At 58.3% G+C, this 17,288-nt stretch carries 21 protein-coding genes; 19 read left to right on the plus strand and 2 right to left on the minus strand.

Translation table 11 applies throughout. From position 1 onward, the window contains the following. Window position 1: 1 nt before the first annotated feature. The 8 genes from BVK86_RS24000 (at window position 2) to BVK86_RS24030 (ending at window position 3,971) form a co-directional block, all read left to right on the plus strand. A complete protein-coding gene (locus tag BVK86_RS24000) occupies window positions 2-283 on the plus strand; it encodes a phage antirepressor KilAC domain-containing protein (RefSeq protein ID WP_075948746.1) in 282 nt (93 codons plus the stop codon). After that, complete coding sequence (locus BVK86_RS24005) at window positions 270-449, plus strand: hypothetical protein (protein ID WP_139315800.1); 180 nt, start codon at window positions 270-272, stop codon at window positions 447-449. Before BVK86_RS24000 ends, BVK86_RS24005 begins: the two co-directional genes overlap by 14 nt. Further along, a complete protein-coding gene (locus tag BVK86_RS24010) occupies window positions 442-798 on the plus strand; it encodes a pyocin activator PrtN family protein (protein ID WP_075948748.1) in 357 nt (118 codons plus the stop codon). The genes BVK86_RS24005 and BVK86_RS24010 overlap by 8 nt, the downstream gene beginning before the upstream one ends. A gap of 19 nt (window positions 799-817) precedes the next feature. Next, window positions 818-1,240 (plus strand): hypothetical protein, encoded by a 423-nt coding sequence (locus tag BVK86_RS24015; protein WP_075948749.1) that lies wholly within the window; start codon window positions 818-820, stop codon window positions 1,238-1,240. Continuing rightward, window positions 1,237-1,878: a hypothetical protein gene (locus tag BVK86_RS30220; RefSeq protein WP_231977856.1), complete on the plus strand. Its 642-nt coding sequence runs from the start codon at window positions 1,237-1,239 to the stop codon at window positions 1,876-1,878. The genes BVK86_RS24015 and BVK86_RS30220 overlap by 4 nt, the downstream gene beginning before the upstream one ends. Continuing rightward, window positions 1,779-2,927: a tyrosine-type recombinase/integrase gene (locus BVK86_RS24020; protein ID WP_231977986.1), complete on the plus strand. Its 1,149-nt coding sequence runs from the start codon at window positions 1,779-1,781 to the stop codon at window positions 2,925-2,927. Before BVK86_RS30220 ends, BVK86_RS24020 begins: the two co-directional genes overlap by 100 nt. A gap of 22 nt (window positions 2,928-2,949) precedes the next feature. Beyond that, on the plus strand, window positions 2,950-3,495 hold the full coding sequence (gene folE / locus BVK86_RS24025; protein WP_010456659.1) for a GTP cyclohydrolase I FolE: 546 nt from the start codon (window positions 2,950-2,952) through the stop codon (window positions 3,493-3,495). Window positions 3,496-3,599: 104 nt separating this feature from the next. After that, window positions 3,600-3,971, plus strand: a complete 372-nt coding sequence (locus BVK86_RS24030) for a glutathione S-transferase N-terminal domain-containing protein (RefSeq protein ID WP_075948751.1) — start codon at window positions 3,600-3,602, stop codon at window positions 3,969-3,971. Between the two features lie 182 nt (window positions 3,972-4,153). On the opposite strand, the gene BVK86_RS24035 is transcribed toward BVK86_RS24030, so the two are convergent. Then, a complete protein-coding gene (locus BVK86_RS24035; protein WP_075948752.1) occupies window positions 4,154-5,320 on the minus strand; it encodes an aminotransferase-like domain-containing protein in 1,167 nt (388 codons plus the stop codon). Window positions 5,321-5,402: 82 nt separating this feature from the next. Between BVK86_RS24035 and BVK86_RS24040 the strand changes: the two genes are divergently transcribed. The 3 genes from BVK86_RS24040 to BVK86_RS24050 all read left to right on the plus strand — a co-directional run bounded on the left by BVK86_RS24040 (window position 5,403) and on the right by BVK86_RS24050 (window position 8,142). Next, entirely contained in the window at window positions 5,403-5,837 is a 435-nt protein-coding gene (locus BVK86_RS24040; protein ID WP_075948753.1) for a MarR family winged helix-turn-helix transcriptional regulator, read from the plus strand. 256 nt (window positions 5,838-6,093) lie between these two features. Further along, window positions 6,094-7,443 (plus strand): NCS2 family permease, encoded by a 1,350-nt coding sequence (locus tag BVK86_RS24045; RefSeq protein WP_075948754.1) that lies wholly within the window; start codon window positions 6,094-6,096, stop codon window positions 7,441-7,443. Window positions 7,444-7,515: 72 nt separating this feature from the next. Beyond that, entirely contained in the window at window positions 7,516-8,142 is a 627-nt protein-coding gene (locus BVK86_RS24050; protein WP_075948755.1) for a LysE family translocator, read from the plus strand. Window positions 8,143-8,354: 212 nt separating this feature from the next. On the opposite strand, the gene uraH is transcribed toward BVK86_RS24050, so the two are convergent. Next, on the minus strand, window positions 8,355-8,708 hold the full coding sequence (gene uraH, locus BVK86_RS24055; RefSeq protein WP_075948756.1) for a hydroxyisourate hydrolase: 354 nt from the start codon (window positions 8,706-8,708) through the stop codon (window positions 8,355-8,357). Window positions 8,709-9,143: 435 nt separating this feature from the next. Between uraH and puuE the strand changes: the two genes are divergently transcribed. The 8 genes from puuE to BVK86_RS24095 all read left to right on the plus strand — a co-directional run bounded on the left by puuE (window position 9,144) and on the right by BVK86_RS24095 (window position 17,254). Then, on the plus strand, window positions 9,144-10,070 hold the full coding sequence (gene puuE / locus BVK86_RS24060; RefSeq protein ID WP_075948757.1) for an allantoinase PuuE: 927 nt from the start codon (window positions 9,144-9,146) through the stop codon (window positions 10,068-10,070). Beyond that, complete coding sequence (gene uraD / locus BVK86_RS24065; protein WP_075948758.1) at window positions 10,067-10,582, plus strand: 2-oxo-4-hydroxy-4-carboxy-5-ureidoimidazoline decarboxylase; 516 nt, start codon at window positions 10,067-10,069, stop codon at window positions 10,580-10,582. The genes puuE and uraD overlap by 4 nt, the downstream gene beginning before the upstream one ends. Window positions 10,583-10,670: 88 nt before the next feature. Then, window positions 10,671-11,666 carry an allantoicase gene (gene alc, locus BVK86_RS24070; RefSeq protein ID WP_075948759.1) on the plus strand — a complete coding sequence of 332 codons (996 nt, stop codon included), beginning with the start codon at window positions 10,671-10,673 and terminating at the stop codon, window positions 11,664-11,666. 122 nt (window positions 11,667-11,788) lie between these two features. Further along, window positions 11,789-12,292 carry an ureidoglycolate lyase gene (locus tag BVK86_RS24075; protein ID WP_075948760.1) on the plus strand — a complete coding sequence of 168 codons (504 nt, stop codon included), beginning with the start codon at window positions 11,789-11,791 and terminating at the stop codon, window positions 12,290-12,292. Between the two features lie 50 nt (window positions 12,293-12,342). Continuing rightward, the gene (locus BVK86_RS24080; protein ID WP_075948761.1) at window positions 12,343-13,647 is read left to right on the plus strand and encodes a urate hydroxylase PuuD; all 1,305 of its coding nucleotides are present in this window, start codon (window positions 12,343-12,345) and stop codon (window positions 13,645-13,647) included. A gap of 150 nt (window positions 13,648-13,797) precedes the next feature. Beyond that, window positions 13,798-15,150: a nucleobase:cation symporter-2 family protein gene (locus tag BVK86_RS24085; RefSeq protein WP_075948762.1), complete on the plus strand. Its 1,353-nt coding sequence runs from the start codon at window positions 13,798-13,800 to the stop codon at window positions 15,148-15,150. A gap of 160 nt (window positions 15,151-15,310) precedes the next feature. Further along, window positions 15,311-16,096, plus strand: a complete 786-nt coding sequence (locus tag BVK86_RS24090) for an outer membrane protein OmpK (protein WP_075948763.1) — start codon at window positions 15,311-15,313, stop codon at window positions 16,094-16,096. Window positions 16,097-16,468: 372 nt separating this feature from the next. Beyond that, window positions 16,469-17,254 (plus strand): outer membrane protein OmpK, encoded by a 786-nt coding sequence (locus tag BVK86_RS24095; protein ID WP_075948764.1) that lies wholly within the window; start codon window positions 16,469-16,471, stop codon window positions 17,252-17,254. Window positions 17,255-17,288: the final 34 nt, after the last annotated feature.

Below are 17,288 nucleotides of genomic sequence, written 5' to 3' on the forward strand. Positions count from 1 at the left end.
CATGGAACGCACCCTCGCCCAAGCAGCCGCTCAACTCGGCCTCACTCGCCCCAAACTGATCACTCTCATGCGGGAAAAAGGTTTGCTCAAGGGAAACTTGCCGGCGGACCCGAAGCGCGACAAAGCGTACCTGCGGGTCAAGGACAGTCCCTGGTATGACGAGAAACACGGAATGCAGTACAGCCAGTCGACTCGGGTGAAGCAGGCCGGTATCGGCTGGCTGGCCGAGCAGTTGGACATCGATCTTCCTGCAATCCCGGCAGATCGCCGTGACGTGGCCTAGGGAGTACGCCCGCCAGATCGTTGCCATGCGCACACGCGAGGAGCGCAACGCCGCGCTCCTCGAAGTGCCCGAACATCTGCGCGAGCTGACCAGACGCCACTGCCTGAACGCCTGGAACCACCCGGCACGACAACAACGCAAGGAGGCTCGACAAGCCCATGAGTAACGCTGCACAGAATCCGCTTCGCCTGCATCCGGCGCCCGAATCGGCCACCGTCGAACTGCTGTATCGAATCTTCGGTGACGTCCTGATCCCGCTGGAAAAAATCCGCGAGCAGTACTTTCGCAATCTCAACGAGCAGTCGTTCGTGACAGAAATCAACAGCGGCCGGATCCAGCTCCCGATCACCACGCTGGACACCAGCCGCAAGGCGCTGAAGTACGCGCACATCCGCCACGTTGCCTCGCTGATCGACATCCGCGCCTACAAGGCTGATGAAGATATGCAGCGGCAGCAGGACGGCCAACGCCAAACGGCACCCACACCATTGACGGTTGTCACCACCAGCCAATGACTTACGAGGAGCACATAACATGACAGCAATTCAAATTTGCGCACTCATCACCCTGATCGCTTTCGCCGGACTACTCATTTGGGCTGGTTACAAGATGGGCCACATCGACGGAAAATCTGCGGGACTAAAAGAAAGAGACGAAATTCAGCGCGCCGAAAGCGTCAAGCCCATTCGTGAACTACAAGCAAAGCTCGACTTCTTCCAGCCAGACCATCAGCGCCTGGTACAGCGATGCAAGCAACAGGATAAGGATCCGCGCCTCGGCGAATTAGCGCGTCCAACACTGCTGGATATCGCCGAGAAGCTCAGGATCGCAGCCGAGACATTCGCCGCACTCCGTACCAGGAAAAAAAAACTGGAACGCGAAACCAGAGCCTTGCGCCAACTAGCTCTCGCCATGGCCTGCTCTCTGGACGCAGCAAGTGAAGGAGAAGCAGCATGAACGGCACGCTCTCCTACTTCGGACCAACTCATTATCGGATCTCAGAGCAATGCGGCGAACAATCTCGCCTGCGAGCACGAATGTCGACCGCTTTGCTCTTCGACGACACGCGAGTCGATACCCACGAAATTAAAAGCCTCTGCTGCGCAGCAGCAGGCATTAATGCTTTTCCTCAAGCCGCTACCGAGGCATCTACCCCACACCAAAAGCTGCGCCGGGCAGCGCCTCCCAATGCAACGCTGAACGCTCAGAAACGCTCGCCCGCACAGCTTGCCGAGGGGTATACGCAGTGTAATGAGGCGGCAGAACCATCGCTGCCGACCTATCTCCTCGACAAGATTCCAGAAGACAAGATGGCCGAACTGGTCGGTACCACGCGCCGGGCATTGCAAGGCAAGCGCGCCCGAGGCGTCATTCCCAAAGGGGTTTGGAACAGCATCGATAGCCGCATTTATTACAGTCTAAGGAGATACGAAGCATGGCTCGAGAGCCAATGGGATTGCCCACCGGAGTTGAATTTGCTGGACAGTCCGTCCGCATTCGCTTCACCTGGAACGGGCAACGCCGTTGCGAAACCCTCCCCTATCCCCAAACGCCGAAGGGGATTAAGGCTGCCGCCGACCTACGCGCTAACGTAACCAGCCTGATCAAGCACGGCGTGCTCGATGATGAACGCTACGCCGAACTGTTCCCCAACTCCACCTATGCCAACTACTCGGCGACTCCCCGTTTCGGGGAGTACGCCCAGGAATGGCTCAACAGTCGCGAGATCGTGGCAGGCACACGCAAAAATTACCTCGGCTCGCTCAATCTGTACTGGATGCCGTATCTGGCAATGCTGCCCATCGACAGCATCACGTCGGTGATGCTGCGCAAGGTGGTGGCCAATACCGAATGGCCGACGCCGGGCGTGAAGCGCGCGGCGATCCAGCGTCTGACCACGGTGTTCGGTACCGCAGTGAAAGACGGCCTGATCAACCGTAACCCGGTGGAGTCCATCGAACTGCCGGTGAAGGCCAAGAAACCCATCGATCCCTTCACCGTGGGTGAGGCCAACCAGATTATCGATCACCTATATAAGACGCTGACCCATTCGATGCGGATCTACGCGGCGTACTTTGAGTTCGCCTTCTATACCGGCATGCGTCCCAGCGAGATTGCTGCGCTGCGCTGGGAAGAAGTCGACAAGGAGAAGCGACTGGTCAACGTGTGTCGGATTGTCGCGGACTACAAGATCGAGGAGCGCACTAAAACCCGCAACAGCCGACAGGTCATGCTCAACAGTCGCGCCTTGCACGCCGTCAACGAGGCTGAGCGCATGGCTCAGGAACGTGCCAAGCAAGGCCGCCGCAAGCAGGCGGAATCGCCTTTCGTGTTCCCTCCGACCAAGAACTTCGAGTTCATTCAACAATCGAGCGTCACCGACAAACATTTCCGGGCCGCGCTGACCGCCCTGAAGATTCGCGCCCGTCGGCAATACAACTGCCGGCACACTTACGCTACCATGTGCCTCATGGCGGGTATGAACCCTGCATTTATTGCCACTCAGCTCGGTCATAGCGTTCAGATGCTGCTATCGACCTACGCCCGATGGATTAACTCCAGTACCGACTGGCGCGAACTCGGGAAGCTCGAAAACAGCCTGATTGGTACAAAATTGGTACAGACTGAAACAGTACCCCTCTGAAACCCTTATGGAATCAGCCCCTGTGACACTGGAACAGAACTACACCGCGATTCTCGGCCAATTGGGCGAGGACGTGTCCCGCGAAGGCCTGCTCGACACGCCAAAACGTGCCGCCAAAGCCATGCAGTATCTCTGCCGCGGTTATGAACAGACGCTCGAAGAAGTCACCAACGGTGCCTTGTTCAGCTCCGACAACAGCGAGATGGTGCTGGTCAAGGACATCGAGCTGTACTCGTTGTGCGAACACCACCTGCTGCCGTTCATCGGCAAGGCGCATGTTGCCTACATCCCGAGCGGCAAGGTGCTGGGCCTGTCGAAGGTCGCACGAATCGTCGATATGTACGCTCGCCGCCTGCAGATCCAGGAAAACCTCAGCCGCCAGATCGCCGATGCGGTCCAGCAGGTCACCGGCGCCCTGGGCGTTGCGGTGGTGATCGAGGCCAAGCACATGTGCATGATGATGCGCGGTGTGGAAAAGCAGAATTCGTCGATGATCACGTCGGTGATGCTCGGTGAGTTCCGCGAGAACGCCGCGACCCGCAGCGAATTCCTCAGCCTCATCAAGTAATTGGCAACACAAAGAAAACCGGCATTCATCGCCGGTTTTTTTTCGCCTGAAAAAAATCAGGTAAGCTGCGCGCCTTTCTTTGTTCACACCGTGAGGCTTTCAACGTGTTCGTAAAAGCGCTTCGTGTCGGCCTTGGCCAACTGATCATCTTCATCGACATCATCACCCGCCCCAGCAAAAAGAAGCGCTCCGCCGCTGCTCAGGCTCAGGTCGAATCCGCCGCCAAGGGCCTGACCCTGTATCAATTCCACGCCTGCCCGTTCTGCGTGAAAACCCGCCGCACCCTGCGCCGCCTGAATGTGCCGGTGGCATTGCGTGACGCGAAGAACAACGAGCAGGACCGCCAGGCTTTGCTGGAGCAAGGCGGCAAGATCAAAGTGCCGTGCCTGCGGATTGAAGAGAATGGCGAGACCACTTGGATGTACGAGTCCAAGGTGATTATTGATTATCTGGATAAGCGGTTCGCTGCGGCCTGATGTTTTTTGTGGCGTTCTGACGGACGCCATCGCCAGCAAGCCGGCTCCTACAGGTTGTGCGGCGTGAACAGATCTTGTTTGCGCTGCCTATTTGTAGGAGCCGGCTTGCTGTTGATAGGGTCCGTCCAGACACTACAAAACCCGGACCAAAATAAACCGGCCCATGAGCCGGTTTATTCGTTTCAGGCCGCTTGCGCCGCCTGAGCCTCTCGCACTACCGCTGCCAATCGCCCAAGCCCCTCATCCAGCCGCGCCGGATCGATATGGCTGAAGTTCAGCCGCAGATACCCGGGATGCTTGTCCGGTTCAGGGAAGAACGGCTCGCCCGGCATGAACGCCACATCGTTGGCCAGCGCGGCATTGAGCAAGGTTCGCGTGTCCAGCGGCTGCTTCAGTTTCAACCAGAAAAACAGCCCGCCCTGCGGCTCGTTCCACTCCGCAAGATCAGCAAAATGAGCGTGCAGCGCCACCTGAAACGCATCCCGACGCCCCCGGTAAAAATCCCGCAACTCACTGCGATGCTGCTGATACCGCTCGCTGCCGATCCATTGCAAGGCTTGCCACTGGCCAACGCGATTGGTGTGCAAATCCGCCGATTGCTTGAGCTTGAGCAGATGTGGGAACAAATCCGGGCTGGCGATCAGGTAGCCGACACGCAAACCGGGCATCAGGGTTTTCGACACGGTACCGGTGTTGATCCAGCTGGATTTTTGCAAGCGACTGACGATGGGCGTGGCGCTGCCGCCATCGAAAGTCAGTTCGCAGTAGGGCTCGTCTTCAATCAAGGTCACACCGAATTCATCCAGCAGTGCCGCCACGGCATCGCGCTTGGCCTCGCTGTAACGCACGGCCGATGGATTCTGAAAAGTCGGGATCAGGTAGATGAACGCCGGACGATGTTGTTCCAGGCGAGTACGCAACTGCATCAGGTCCGGGCCGTCGGCCTCCAGCGGCACGGTAATGCAGTTCGCGCCGAACAACTGGAAGATTTGCAGGGCCGCCAGGTAAGTCGGCGCCTCGAGAAACACCTCGGTGCCTTTGTCGATGTACAGCTTGGCGGCCAGGTCCAGCGTCTGCTGGGAACCGCTGACCACCAACACCTGGCTCGCCTCACACGGCACGCCCAACTTCCGGGCCTCCATCGCCAACGCTTCGCGCAATGCCGGCTCACCTTCGCTCATGCCGTATTGGCCAATGGACACCGGCATGTCGGCCCAATCGACCTTGGGCAGCATGGCTTCAGCGGGCAGGCCTCCGGCGAACGACATCACCTGCGGTCGCTGGGCGGCGGCAAGGATTTCACGGATCAAAGAACTTTTAAGGCGCGAGACACGTTCGGAAAAAGCCATGGAGGTCACCGGTAGCGAGGCGTGAAGAAAATGAGTCAAACTGGTTGACCGAAATTACGATAGCTCAAGCGGATACGTCAACATGATTGACCTTAAAAACCCGATTTCCCAGCAACAGGCCATGGAAGCGTTTTTCTTCGGTTACCAGGCGTTCACGGCCAAGGCCGATGAAATGCTTGAGCGGCGAGGCTTGAGTCGGGTCCATCAACGCATCGTGTTTTTCATCGCCCGATACCCGAACCTCAGCGTCAAGGAGCTGCTGGGGTTGCTCGGCGTGAGCAAACAGGCGCTGAACATGCCGCTGCGGCAATTGGTGGAAATGCATTTGGTGAACAGCGTTGCTTCCGAAAGGGACAAGCGTAAACGCTTGCTGGAGCTGACCGATGACGGGGCGCGGTTCGAGCAGTTGCTGCGTCGCGAGCAGGTGAAATTGTTGGAGCGGGTGTTTGCCGAGGCCGGGGAGACGGCGGTGAATGGGTGGTTGGCGGTGAATCTGGCGCTGGGGAAAAGTCAGTAAGGACCTAGCTGTCCTCACGTCAGTCATCGTGGCTTGCCCGCGAGGGCGTCTTAACAGGCGATATATCCCTAAAGCCAAATTTTTCGTCGACAAAACCAAAAACATTATTTGCTTTATTTGTATACAAAAGCATAATCCACTTCGTGCGAGTTCCTGACCAGACAGTCAACAAATTCGCAAGTGCCTCAAAGGGCCGCTGCCACCCTCATGGGTCCGGCCCTGGAAATAAAAATAAAACTCTTGAGGAGTACTCGCTGTGGAAAGCCGCAAATCCGAAGCATCGACGCTGGATCTCTCGCCGCCATTACGCAATGGCTTGCTGGAACGCCTGTTCAAACTCAGCTTGCATGGCACCACGGTGAAGACCGAGCTGATTGCCGGTCTGACTACCTTCATCACGATGGCCTACATCATCTTCGTCAACCCGAACATCATGGCCGACGCAGGGATTGACCACGGCGCAGCCTTCGTCGCCACCTGTATCGCCGCCGCCCTGGGCTGCCTGCTAATGGGCCTTTACGCCAACTGGCCGGTCGGTCTGGCACCGGGCATGGGGTTGAACGCTTTCTTCACTTACACCGTCGTCGGCACCATGGGCTACAACTGGGAAACCGCACTCGGTGCGGTGTTTGTCTCCGGTGTCCTGTTCATGATCCTGACGTTCTCCCGGATTCGTGAATGGCTGCTCAACAGCATTCCGGTGAGCCTGCGCTACGCCATGGGCGCGGGCGTCGGTTTGTTCCTCGGTCTGATTGGCCTGAAAACCGCCGGCATCGTTGTCGATAGCCCGGCTACCCTGATCAAACTCGGCTCCCTGCACGAGCCAGGTCCGCTGTTGGCGGCCGTGTGCTTCCTGATGATTGCCATCCTCAGCTACCACCGAGTGTTCGGCGCGATACTCATCAGCATCGTCACCGTCACCCTCGCCGGTTGGGGCCTGGGCCTGGTGCATTACGAAGGGATCATGTCGGCACCGCCGAGCCTGGCTCCGACCTGGATGGCCATGAATGTGGCCGGCGTGTTCAACGTCAGCATGATCAGCGTGGTACTGGCGTTCCTCTTCGTGCACATGTTCGACACCGCCGGCACCCTGATGGGGGTGGCTCAACGCGCCAATCTGGTCGGTGCTGATGGCAAGATCGAAAACCTCTCCCGCGCCATGAAAGCTGACAGCGCATCCAGCGTATTCGGTGCCGTGGTCGGCGTGCCACCCGTTACCAGCTACGTGGAAAGTGCTGCCGGTGTTGCAGCAGGTGGTCGGACTGGTCTTACCGCGGTGACGGTAGGTGTGCTATTTATTGCAGCCATGTTCTTCGCTCCGCTGGCCGGCATGATCCCTGCCTATGCCACCGCTGGCGCGCTGATTTATGTAGCGATGTTGATGATGGGTGGCATGGCCCACATCGAATGGGACGAAGCGACTGACAGCATTCCGGCGATTGTCACCGCCATCATGATGCCGCTGACCTTTTCGGTCGCTGACGGCATCGCACTGGGCTTCATCACCTACGTGGCGCTGAAGGCCGGTACCGGCAAGTACAAGGAAATTTCCGTCAGCCTGTGGGTGCTCTGCGCGATCTTCATCGCCAAGTTCATCTTCTTGTAAGCCTTGCGCGGGACACGTTTCAAAACAGCCTCACCCCGTCGGGTGAGGCTTTTGTGCAAATGGAGGAAAGTGATGAGTCTGGAAACCTGGCTGCTGTTCAGCGGCGCTGCGCTGGTAGTGATCCTGATCCCGGGGCCACTGTCGCTGTTGATGATCAGCAACAGCCTGAACTACGGCCTGCGCCGGTCCTACCCGGCATTTCTCGGTGGCGTCATTGCCTCGATCTGTCTGTTGAGTGCCTCGGCACTGGGACTGGGCGCGTTGTTGCTGGCGTCAGAACAGCTGTTCAGCGCCTTGAAAATCGTCGGCGCGCTGTACCTGTTCTACCTCGCCTGGCAGAGCTGGCAACAATCGCGCCAACCGTCCCATGGCGCTGAAGTGCCGTTGGCAGCACCTGTGCCCCGCTTTCGCGCACTGTTCGGTCGCGCGTTCATGCTCGGTGCCAGCAACCCGAAAGACATCCTGTTCTTCGCTGCGTTTCTACCGCAGTTCTTGAGTGCCGAACAACCGTTCCTGCCACAGTTGCTGGTGATGATTGCCACCTGGACCGTACTGGACCTGCTGTGCAAATTGGCCTATGGCCTCGGAGCCCATGGCGCGGCGCGATATCTGCGAAGCGGTCAGGGGCAGAGCTGGTTTAACCGGGTCAGTGCCGGGTTGTTCAGTGGCGCGGGTGCGGCCTCCCTGCTGAGCCGTTAAAAGCATCGCTGGCAAACCAGCTCCCACAGAGTTCGGGTCGTACATAGAACATGTGTCCCCCCCCTGAACCTGTGGGAATTGGCTTGCCCGCGATGGCGTCAACACAGGCACCACTTATCTCCAGACGAAAAAAAGCCCGCAGTGTGAGCGGGCGAAAGACCAAAGAAGCTATATGCGCAGTCGCTTCCAGGTGGTGGCAGCTGCTTGGGGGATCAGCTGCCGCGGTACGTCGAGTAGCTGTAAGGCGAGATCAGCAGCGGAACATGGTAGTGATCCTGCTCGGCGGAGATGCCAAAACGCAGCACCACGACATCGAGGAACGCAGGCTCCGGCAGCTGAACGCCACGGGCGCGGTAGTAGTCGCCCGCATCGAACTGCACCTGGTAAACCCCGGTACGGTAATCATCGCCCTGCAGCAGCGGTGCATCGACACGGCCATCGCTGTTGGTTATCGCACTGGCGACCAATTCCAGTTGCGAGCCTTCAACGCGGTACAGCTCGACCTTGATCGAGCTGCCCGGGCAACCATGTGCAGCGTCCAAAACGTGTGTAGTCAAACGTCCCATTGATTCTGCGCGCCTGCCTGCGTGGAGCAGTCAGACTTCGCGCCTCCCGAAGTCAGGTGAAAAGGAGACCGCACCGATTCGGAGCACGAAAAGCTGCGGCGAGCGATTGATTAAGACATTTCCAATAAAAATTGTACACAATAAAAACGACATTTTTGCGACTGACAGCGCCCTCGCAGTAAATTTCGCCGGTTTCCTGGGAATCCTTCTACGCTCTGGACCGTGCAATCATTAACTGACCAGTCAGGCAGGTTTCTTGCAGGTGCGTGTGGATACCACGTAAAGATGACCGTTAACGAAAAATGCAAAAAATCAGGCTTACAAATTGAATATAAAGTTGTATACAATCAACCCATCGCTGTGACGCCAGCCAGTGATCCATCCTTTAGTCGCGTCACACCAACTGTCACCACGCCTATAAGAAGGAAGACTGCAGTGAGCGCTGACTACCCTCGCGACCTGATCGGTTACGGCAGTAACCCTCCGCACCCACACTGGCCGGGCAATGCCCGCATCGCCCTGTCGTTCGTACTCAATTACGAAGAAGGCGGCGAGCGCAATATCCTCCACGGCGATAAAGAGTCCGAAGCATTCCTCTCGGAAATGGTGTCCGCCCAGCCGCTGCAAGGCGCGCGCAACATGAGCATGGAATCCCTTTACGAGTATGGCAGCCGCGCCGGCGTCTGGCGGATTCTCAAACTGTTCAAGGAATTCGACATCCCGCTGACCATCTTCGCCGTCGCCATGGCCGCCCAGCGCCACCCGGACGTGATCCGTGCGATGGTCGATGCCGGCCACGAGATCTGCAGCCACGGCTACCGCTGGATCGACTACCAGTACATGGACGAAGCGCAGGAACGCGAGCACATGCTCGAAGCGATCCGCGTCCTCACCGAAATCACCGGTGAACGTCCGCTGGGTTGGTACACCGGCCGCACCGGTCCGAACACCCGTCGCCTGGTGATGGAAGAAGGCGGTTTCCTCTACGACAGCGACACCTACGACGACGATCTGCCCTACTGGGAACCGAACAACCCGACCGGCAAGCCGCACCTGGTGATCCCGTACACCCTGGACACCAACGACATGCGTTTCACCCAGGTCCAGGGTTTCAACAAGGGCGACGACTTCTTCGAATACCTCAAGGATGCGTTCGACGTGCTGTATGCCGAAGGCGCCGAAGCCCCGAAAATGCTGTCGATCGGCCTGCACTGCCGCCTGATCGGCCGTCCGGCGCGTCTGGCTTCGCTCAAGCGCTTTATCGAATACGCTAAAAGTCATCAACAGGTGTGGTTTAGCCGTCGCGTCGACATCGCTCGCCACTGGCAAGAAACCCACCCGTACCAAGGGGCCGCGAAATGAGCGCCTTTCAAACATTGAAACCGTCGACATTGAGCCGCGACGCCTTCGTCAAAGCCTTTGCCGACATCTACGAACATTCGCCATGGGTCGCCGAGAAGGCCTTCGACCTGGGCCAGGATTCTTCGATCGACGAAATCGAAACCCTGCACCAGCGCATGAGCGACATCCTGTTGAGCGCCGATCGTGAAAGCCAACTGGCCCTGATCAACGCTCACCCGGACCTGGCCGGCAAAGCCGCCGTCCAGGGCCAACTGACCGAAGCCAGCACCCATGAACAGGCTGGCGCCGGTATTCACCAATGCACGGCCGAAGAGTTCCAGCGCTTCACCGAGCTGAACGACGCCTACAAAGCCAAGTTCAAGTTTCCCTTCATCATGGCGGTAAAAGGCAGCAACCGGCATCAGATCCTCGCAGCGTTCGAAACGCGCATTCACAACTCGGCAGACACCGAATTCAAATGCGCGCTGGCAGAGATCAACAAGATCGCCCTGTTCCGTTTACTGACCCTATAGCGATCCTGGCCCGAGTGTCCTTAAACGCGAAAAACACCCAGGGCCCTGAGAGCATCCCAAGCCACTTATTTAAAGGCAGACAAGAAGAATGAAAGCTTACGCCGTACCTTTCGAGAAGTTCGTCAACCTGGCCGACGCCCGCCTGGGCACCAAAATAATCTCGGTCACCGATGACTGGTTCGCAGACGCCAACCGTCTGTTCCAACCGACCCCGGCCGTGTGGAAGGAGGGCGTGTTCGATGACAACGGCAAGTGGATGGACGGCTGGGAGTCGCGCCGCAAGCGCTTCGAGGGCTACGACAGCGCTGTGATCCGCCTCGGCGTACCGGGTTCGATCAAGGGCGTCGACATCGACACTTCATTCTTCACCGGCAACTTCCCGCCGTCGGCCTCTCTGGAAGCCTGCTTCCTGGCTGAAGGCGAACCGAACGAAAACACCCAGTGGACTGAAGTACTGTCTGCCGTCGAGTTGCAAGGCAACAGCCACCACTACCACGAAATCAGCAACGACCAGGCCTTCAGCCACCTGCGCTTCAACATTTACCCGGACGGTGGTGTTGCCCGTCTGCGCGTGTACGGCATTCCGTTCCGCGACTGGTCGGCTGTTGGCGACAACGAGCAAGTCGACCTGGCTGCCGCCCTCAACGGTGGCCGCGCCCTCGCCTGCTCCGACGAACACTTCGGTCGCATGAGCAACATCCTCAACCCGGGCCGTGGCATCAACATGGGCGACGGCTGGGAAACCGCACGTCGTCGTACGCCGGGCAATGACTGGGTGATCGTCGCGCTGGGTCACCCGGGCGAGATCGAGAAAATCATCGTCGACACCCTGCACTTCAAAGGCAACTACCCGGACACTTGCTCGATCCAGGGCGCATTCGTCAAGGGCGGTACCGACAGCCAGATCGAAACCCAGTCGCTGTTCTGGCGCGAACTGCTGCCAAGCCAGAAGCTGGAAATGCACGCCGAACACACCTTCGCCGAGCAGATCAAGGCGCTGGGCCCGATCACCCACATCCGCCTGAACGTGTTCCCGGATGGTGGTGTGAGTCGCCTGCGCGTATTGGGCAAGGTCGCTAAATAAGGGTTGATGAAAACCTGTAGGAGCCGGCTTGCCGGCGATGGCGCCCTCACCGACGCCATCGCCGGCAAGCCGGGCTCCCACAAAAGCAACACACCAACACATTTGAGATTAAGAAGAACAGCATGCGCACACTACAGATTGAACCGCTGACCAAAGAAGCCTTCGCCCCTTTCGGTGACGTGATCGAAACCGACGGCAGCGATCACTTCATGATCAACAACGGTTCGACCATGCGCTTTCATAAACTGGCGACGGTAGAAACCGCCAAGCCAGAAGACAACGCGATCATCAGCATTTTCCGCGCCGACGCGCAGGACATGCCGCTGACCGTGAGCATGCTGGAGCGTCATCCGCTGGGCAGCCAGGCGTTCATTCCGCTGCTCGGCAACCCCTTTCTGATCGTGGTCGCGCCACTTGGCGATGTACCTGTATCAGGCTTGGTCCGCGCCTTCGTCACCAACGGCAGGCAGGGCATTAATTACCATCGCGGCGTTTGGCACCATCCGGTGCTGACGATCGAAAAGCGGGATGACTTCCTGGTGGTTGATCGCAGTGGCACAGGCAATAACTGCGATGAGCATTTTTTCAAAGAGGATGAGCGTTTGATCCTCGCCCCCCACCAATAAGAGAAGGCCTGATCACTCGACAACAGAGTGACAGGCGAGAGGTAAAGACTGTGGAAGCACATCTGTTGGAATGGCTGAACCTGAGCGTGCGCTGGGTTCACATGATTACTGGCGTGGCCTGGATCGGCGCTTCGTTCTATTTCGTCTGGCTGGAAAACAACCTCAATCGGGTCAATCCGAAAAGCGGTCTGGCCGGTGATTTGTGGGCGATCCACGGCGGCGGTATCTACCACCTGGAAAAATACAAACTGGCTCCACCGACCATGCCGGACAACCTGCATTGGTTCAAATGGGAAGCCTACTTCACCTGGTTGTCGGGGATCGCGCTGCTGTGCGTGGTGTTCTATTCCAACCCGACGCTCTACCTGCTGGCTCCGGGCAGCAGCCTGAGCGGTCCTGAAGGCGTGGCCATCGGTATCGGCTCGCTGTTCATCGGCTGGTTCGTCTACTCCTTCCTTTGCGACTCGGCCCTGGGCAAACGCCCTGCCCTGCTAGGCTTCATCCTGTTCGTGCTGATCATTGGCGCGGCCTACGGCTTCAGCAAAGTGTTCAGCGGTCGTGGTGCGTACCTGCACGTCGGCGCGATCATCGGCACCATCATGGTCGGCAACGTGTTCCGCATCATCATGCCGGCGCAACGTGCACTGGTGGCGGCAATTGCCGAAAACCGCACGCCGGATCCGGCGCTGCCGGCCAAAGGCTTGCTGCGTTCGCGTCACAACAACTACTTCACCTTGCCAGTGCTGTTTATCATGATCAGCAACCACTTCCCGAGCACCTATGGCAGCCAGTACAACTGGTTGATCCTGGCCGGGATCGCGGTGCTGGCGGTGTTGGTGCGCCACTACTTCAACACCCGTCACGACAGCCACAAGTTTGCCTGGACCCTGCCAGTGGCAGCGGTCGGCATGATTTGCCTGGCGTACGTGTCCGGTCCGAAGCCGATGTCCAGCGCCCCTGAAGTGGCCAAGGCTCCTGCCGCCATTGAGTACCAGCCACTGCCGGAAACAGCCGTGGGCGGTGGCTTGAAACCGGCCGAAGCCAAACCTGCACAAGCGCCTGCCGCCGCCCCGGCGCAAGCGTCCAATGCCGGTCCTGGTTTCGACAAGGTCCACAGCGTGATTCAGGAACGCTGCACGGTTTGCCACTCGTCCAAACCGACCAGCCCCCTGTTCAGCGCAGCCCCGGCCGGCGTGATGCTCGACACCCCCGAGCAAATCCGCCAGAACGCCGCGCGCATCCAGGCTCAAGCCGTCGCCAGCCAGATCATGCCACTGGGCAACATCACGCAGATGACCCAGCAGGAACGTGATCTGATTGGCGCCTGGATTGTTCAGGGAGCACAGACCAATTAATTGTTGAAAAGCATCGCGAGCAGGCTCGCTCCCACAGGGGATTTGTGATCGACACAAAATCAATGTGGGAGCGAGCCTGCTCGCGATTGGCCGCGCCGCGGTCTACCTGATGCACAAAATCACAAGAATAAAAAAGATCCGAGGTGTTGCATGTCCGAGCTCTCCCAAGCACGCATCCCCGACGCACCCGCCATTCAGCGTTTGCCCCTTTTGCAACTGATCCTGGTCGGTCTGCAACATGTTCTGCTGATGTACGGTGGTGCCATCGCGGTGCCGCTGATCATCGGCCAGGCCGCTGACCTGAGTCGTGAAGAAATCGCCTTCCTGATCAACGCCGACCTGCTGGTCGCCGGCATCGCCACCATCGTTCAGTCGCTAGGTATCGGGCCTATGGGCATCCGCATGCCGGTGATGATGGGCGCCAGTTTCGCTGCGGTCGGCAGCATGGTCGCGATGGCCGGCATGCCTGGCATCGGCCTGCAAGGGATCTTCGGTGCGACCATCGCCGCCGGGTTCTTCGGCATGATCATCGCCCCGTTCATGTCCAAGGTCGTGCGTTTCTTCCCGCCCCTGGTGACCGGCACGGTCATCACCTCGATCGGTTTGTCGCTGTTTCCCGTGGCCGTGAACTGGGCCGGCGGCGGAGCGGCTGCCACTCAATTCGGCTCACCGATTTATCTGACCATCGCCGCGCTGGTGCTGGGTACCATCCTGTTGGTCCATCGTTTCATGCGCGGTTTCTGGGTCAACATTTCCGTGCTGATCGGCATGTGCCTGGGTTACGTGCTCTGCGGCATTATCGGCATGGTTGACCTGAGCGGCATGGCCAACGCGCCCTGGGTTCAGTTCGTTACCCCGCTGCACTTCGGCATGCCGAAGTTCGAACTCGCACCGATCCTTTCGATGTGCCTGGTGGTGGTGATCATTTTCGTCGAGTCCACCGGAATGTTCCTCGCGCTCGGCAAAATCACCGGCCAGGAAGTCTGCCCACGGATGCTGCGTCGCGGTTTGCTGTGCGATGCCGGCGCCTCGTTTTTTGCCGGGTTCTTCAACACCTTCACTCATTCCTCCTTCGCCCAGAACATCGGCCTGGTGCAGATGACCGGCGTGCGGTGCCGCTCGGTAACCATCGTCGCCGGCGGTTTGCTGATCGTCCTGAGCCTGTTGCCCAAAGCTGCGTTCCTGGTGGCGTCGATTCCGCCGGCAGTACTGGGCGGCGCAGCCATTGCGATGTTCGGCATGGTTGCCGCCACCGGCATCAAGATTCTTCAGGAAGCCGACATCGGTGACCGTCGCAACCAGTTGCTGGTAGCGGTGAGCATCGGCATGGGTCTGATCCCGGTGGTGCGTCCGGAGTTTTTCGCCCACCTGCCCCTGTGGATGAGCCCGATCACCCACAGCGGGATCGCCATGGCCACCCTCAGCGCGCTGACCCTGAACCTGCTGTTCAACATCCTCGGTGGCGCCGAACGCGCGGCCATCAACGACTGCCACGCCCACTAACAGATCACGACCACCCTCCCCCTGTGGGAGCGAGCCTGCTCGCGAAAGCGGTATATCAGCCAACAGTGATGTTGAAGCCGATGGCCCCTTCACGAGCTCTCTCGCTCCCTCGGGTGGGGACACCTGCGCCACATATAATAAAAACAAGAGGGAGCAACAGATGATTCGTACACAAACCAGCATGCTGTTGGGCGGTGGACTTCTGGCGGCGAGCCAAGCCATGGCCGGCGATTTACTGCTGTGGCAAACCAACAGCCTGAGCTATTTGTACGGCAAGGATTTCGCGGTCAACCCGTCGATCCAGCAGACGATCACCTTCGAACACGCCGACCGCTGGAAGTACGGCGACAACTTCCTGTTCGTCGACAGCACCTACTACAACGGTGAGAAAGACCGCAACAAAGGCTCTCACGCTTACTACGGCGAGTTCAGCCCACGCCTCTCTTTCGGCAAAATCCTCGACCGCCGTTTCGAATTCGGCCCGATCAAGGACGTGCTGCTGGCCATGACTTACGAGAATGGCGAAGACGACACCGAAGCCTACCTGATCGGCCCCGGCTTCGACCTCGCGATCCCCGGCTTCAACTTTTTTACCCTGAACTTCTATCACCGCCAGACCGAAGGCTCGCGCCCCGGCGACGATGTCTGGCAGATCAGCCCGGCCTGGTCCTACACCATTCCATTGGGCAATTCGAGCCTGCTGATCGACGGCTACATCGACTGGGTTGTGGACAACGACGAGAACTCGCGCGGTACCTACCACGCCAACGTACATGTCAATCCGCAGATCAAATACGACCTGGGCAAAGCCCTCGGCTGGCGGGAGAAGCAAGTGTACGTCGGTGCCGAGTACAGCTACTGGAAAGACAAGTACGGCATCGAAAACACCACCCGCTTCGACACCAATGAAAACACCACCAGCCTGCTGGTGAAGGTGCATTTCTAAGATGACCCGCAACCGTGCCCCAAACCTGTCGTCGGTGCGCTGTTGCGGGGCACTTGAGACCTGGCCGAGGAGTCAGTATTCTCCGCGACCGCCTGAATCCGCTTTAAAAAAAAGCCCGGATTTAATTCCTGACCAGAAAGCCAACTTATCCCGGCTCTGGACGGTACCAAGGCATCCCCAAACCACTCTCAATCGACTGTTTTTGAGCAGCCGAGCGGGAGTTTTTTTGTTTTTTACATGCCTTGGCGCAGCTCTTGCTAACAGCATGAAAGCTGACCGAATGGACGATTTTTACCTCAACAGAAAAAGGCGCCACACCAGAGCGCCGATCTTAAAAAACACGTGGAACACTTACTTTTTGGGAGCAACCGAATGAAACGTACGTGCACTAGCCTGATGCTGGCGGGTTCGATGCTGGCTGGGGGCCAGGCCATGGCGGGCGATCTGCTGCAATGGCAAAACAACAGCCTGACCTACCTCTACGGCAAGGACTTCCAGGTCAATCCGCGCATTCAGCAGACGGTGACCTTCGAACACGCCGATGGCTGGAAATACGGCGACAACTTCTTCTTCTTCGACAAGATCTTCTACAACGGCAAGGAAGACGCTTTCGCGGGTGAGAACACCTATTACGGCGAGTTCAGCCCGCGTTTGTCGTTCAACAAGATCTTCGATCAGAAGCTGGAATTCGGCCCGATCAAAGACGTGCTGCTGGCCATGACCTATGAGTTCGGTGAAAACGATACAGAGTCCTACCTGATCGGTCCCGGTTTCGACCTGGCCATTCCCGGTTTCGACTACTTCCAGCTGAACTTCTACAACCGCCACACCGAAGGAAGCCGCGCGGGTGATGATATCTGGCAGATCACTCCGGTCTGGTCCTACACCATCCCGGTGGGTGACTCGGACGTGCTGATCGACGGTTTCATGGATTGGGTTGTCGACAACGACGTGAACGACAAAGGCGAATACCACGCCAACCTGCACTTCAACCCACAGGTCAAATACGACTTGGGCAAGGCGCTGAACCTGGGCGCCAAGCAGCTGTACGTCGGTGTCGAGTATGACTACTGGAAAAACAAGTACGGTATCGAAGACAGCCAGGGCTTCAAGACCGATCAGAGCGTGACCAGCTTCCTGGTCAAGGTTCACTTCTGACCCTATAGGAGCGAGCCTGCTCGCGATGGACCAG

Source organism: Pseudomonas reinekei (assembly GCF_001945365.1).
In the GTDB taxonomy this organism is placed as follows: Bacteria; Pseudomonadota; Gammaproteobacteria; order Pseudomonadales; family Pseudomonadaceae; genus Aquipseudomonas; species Aquipseudomonas reinekei.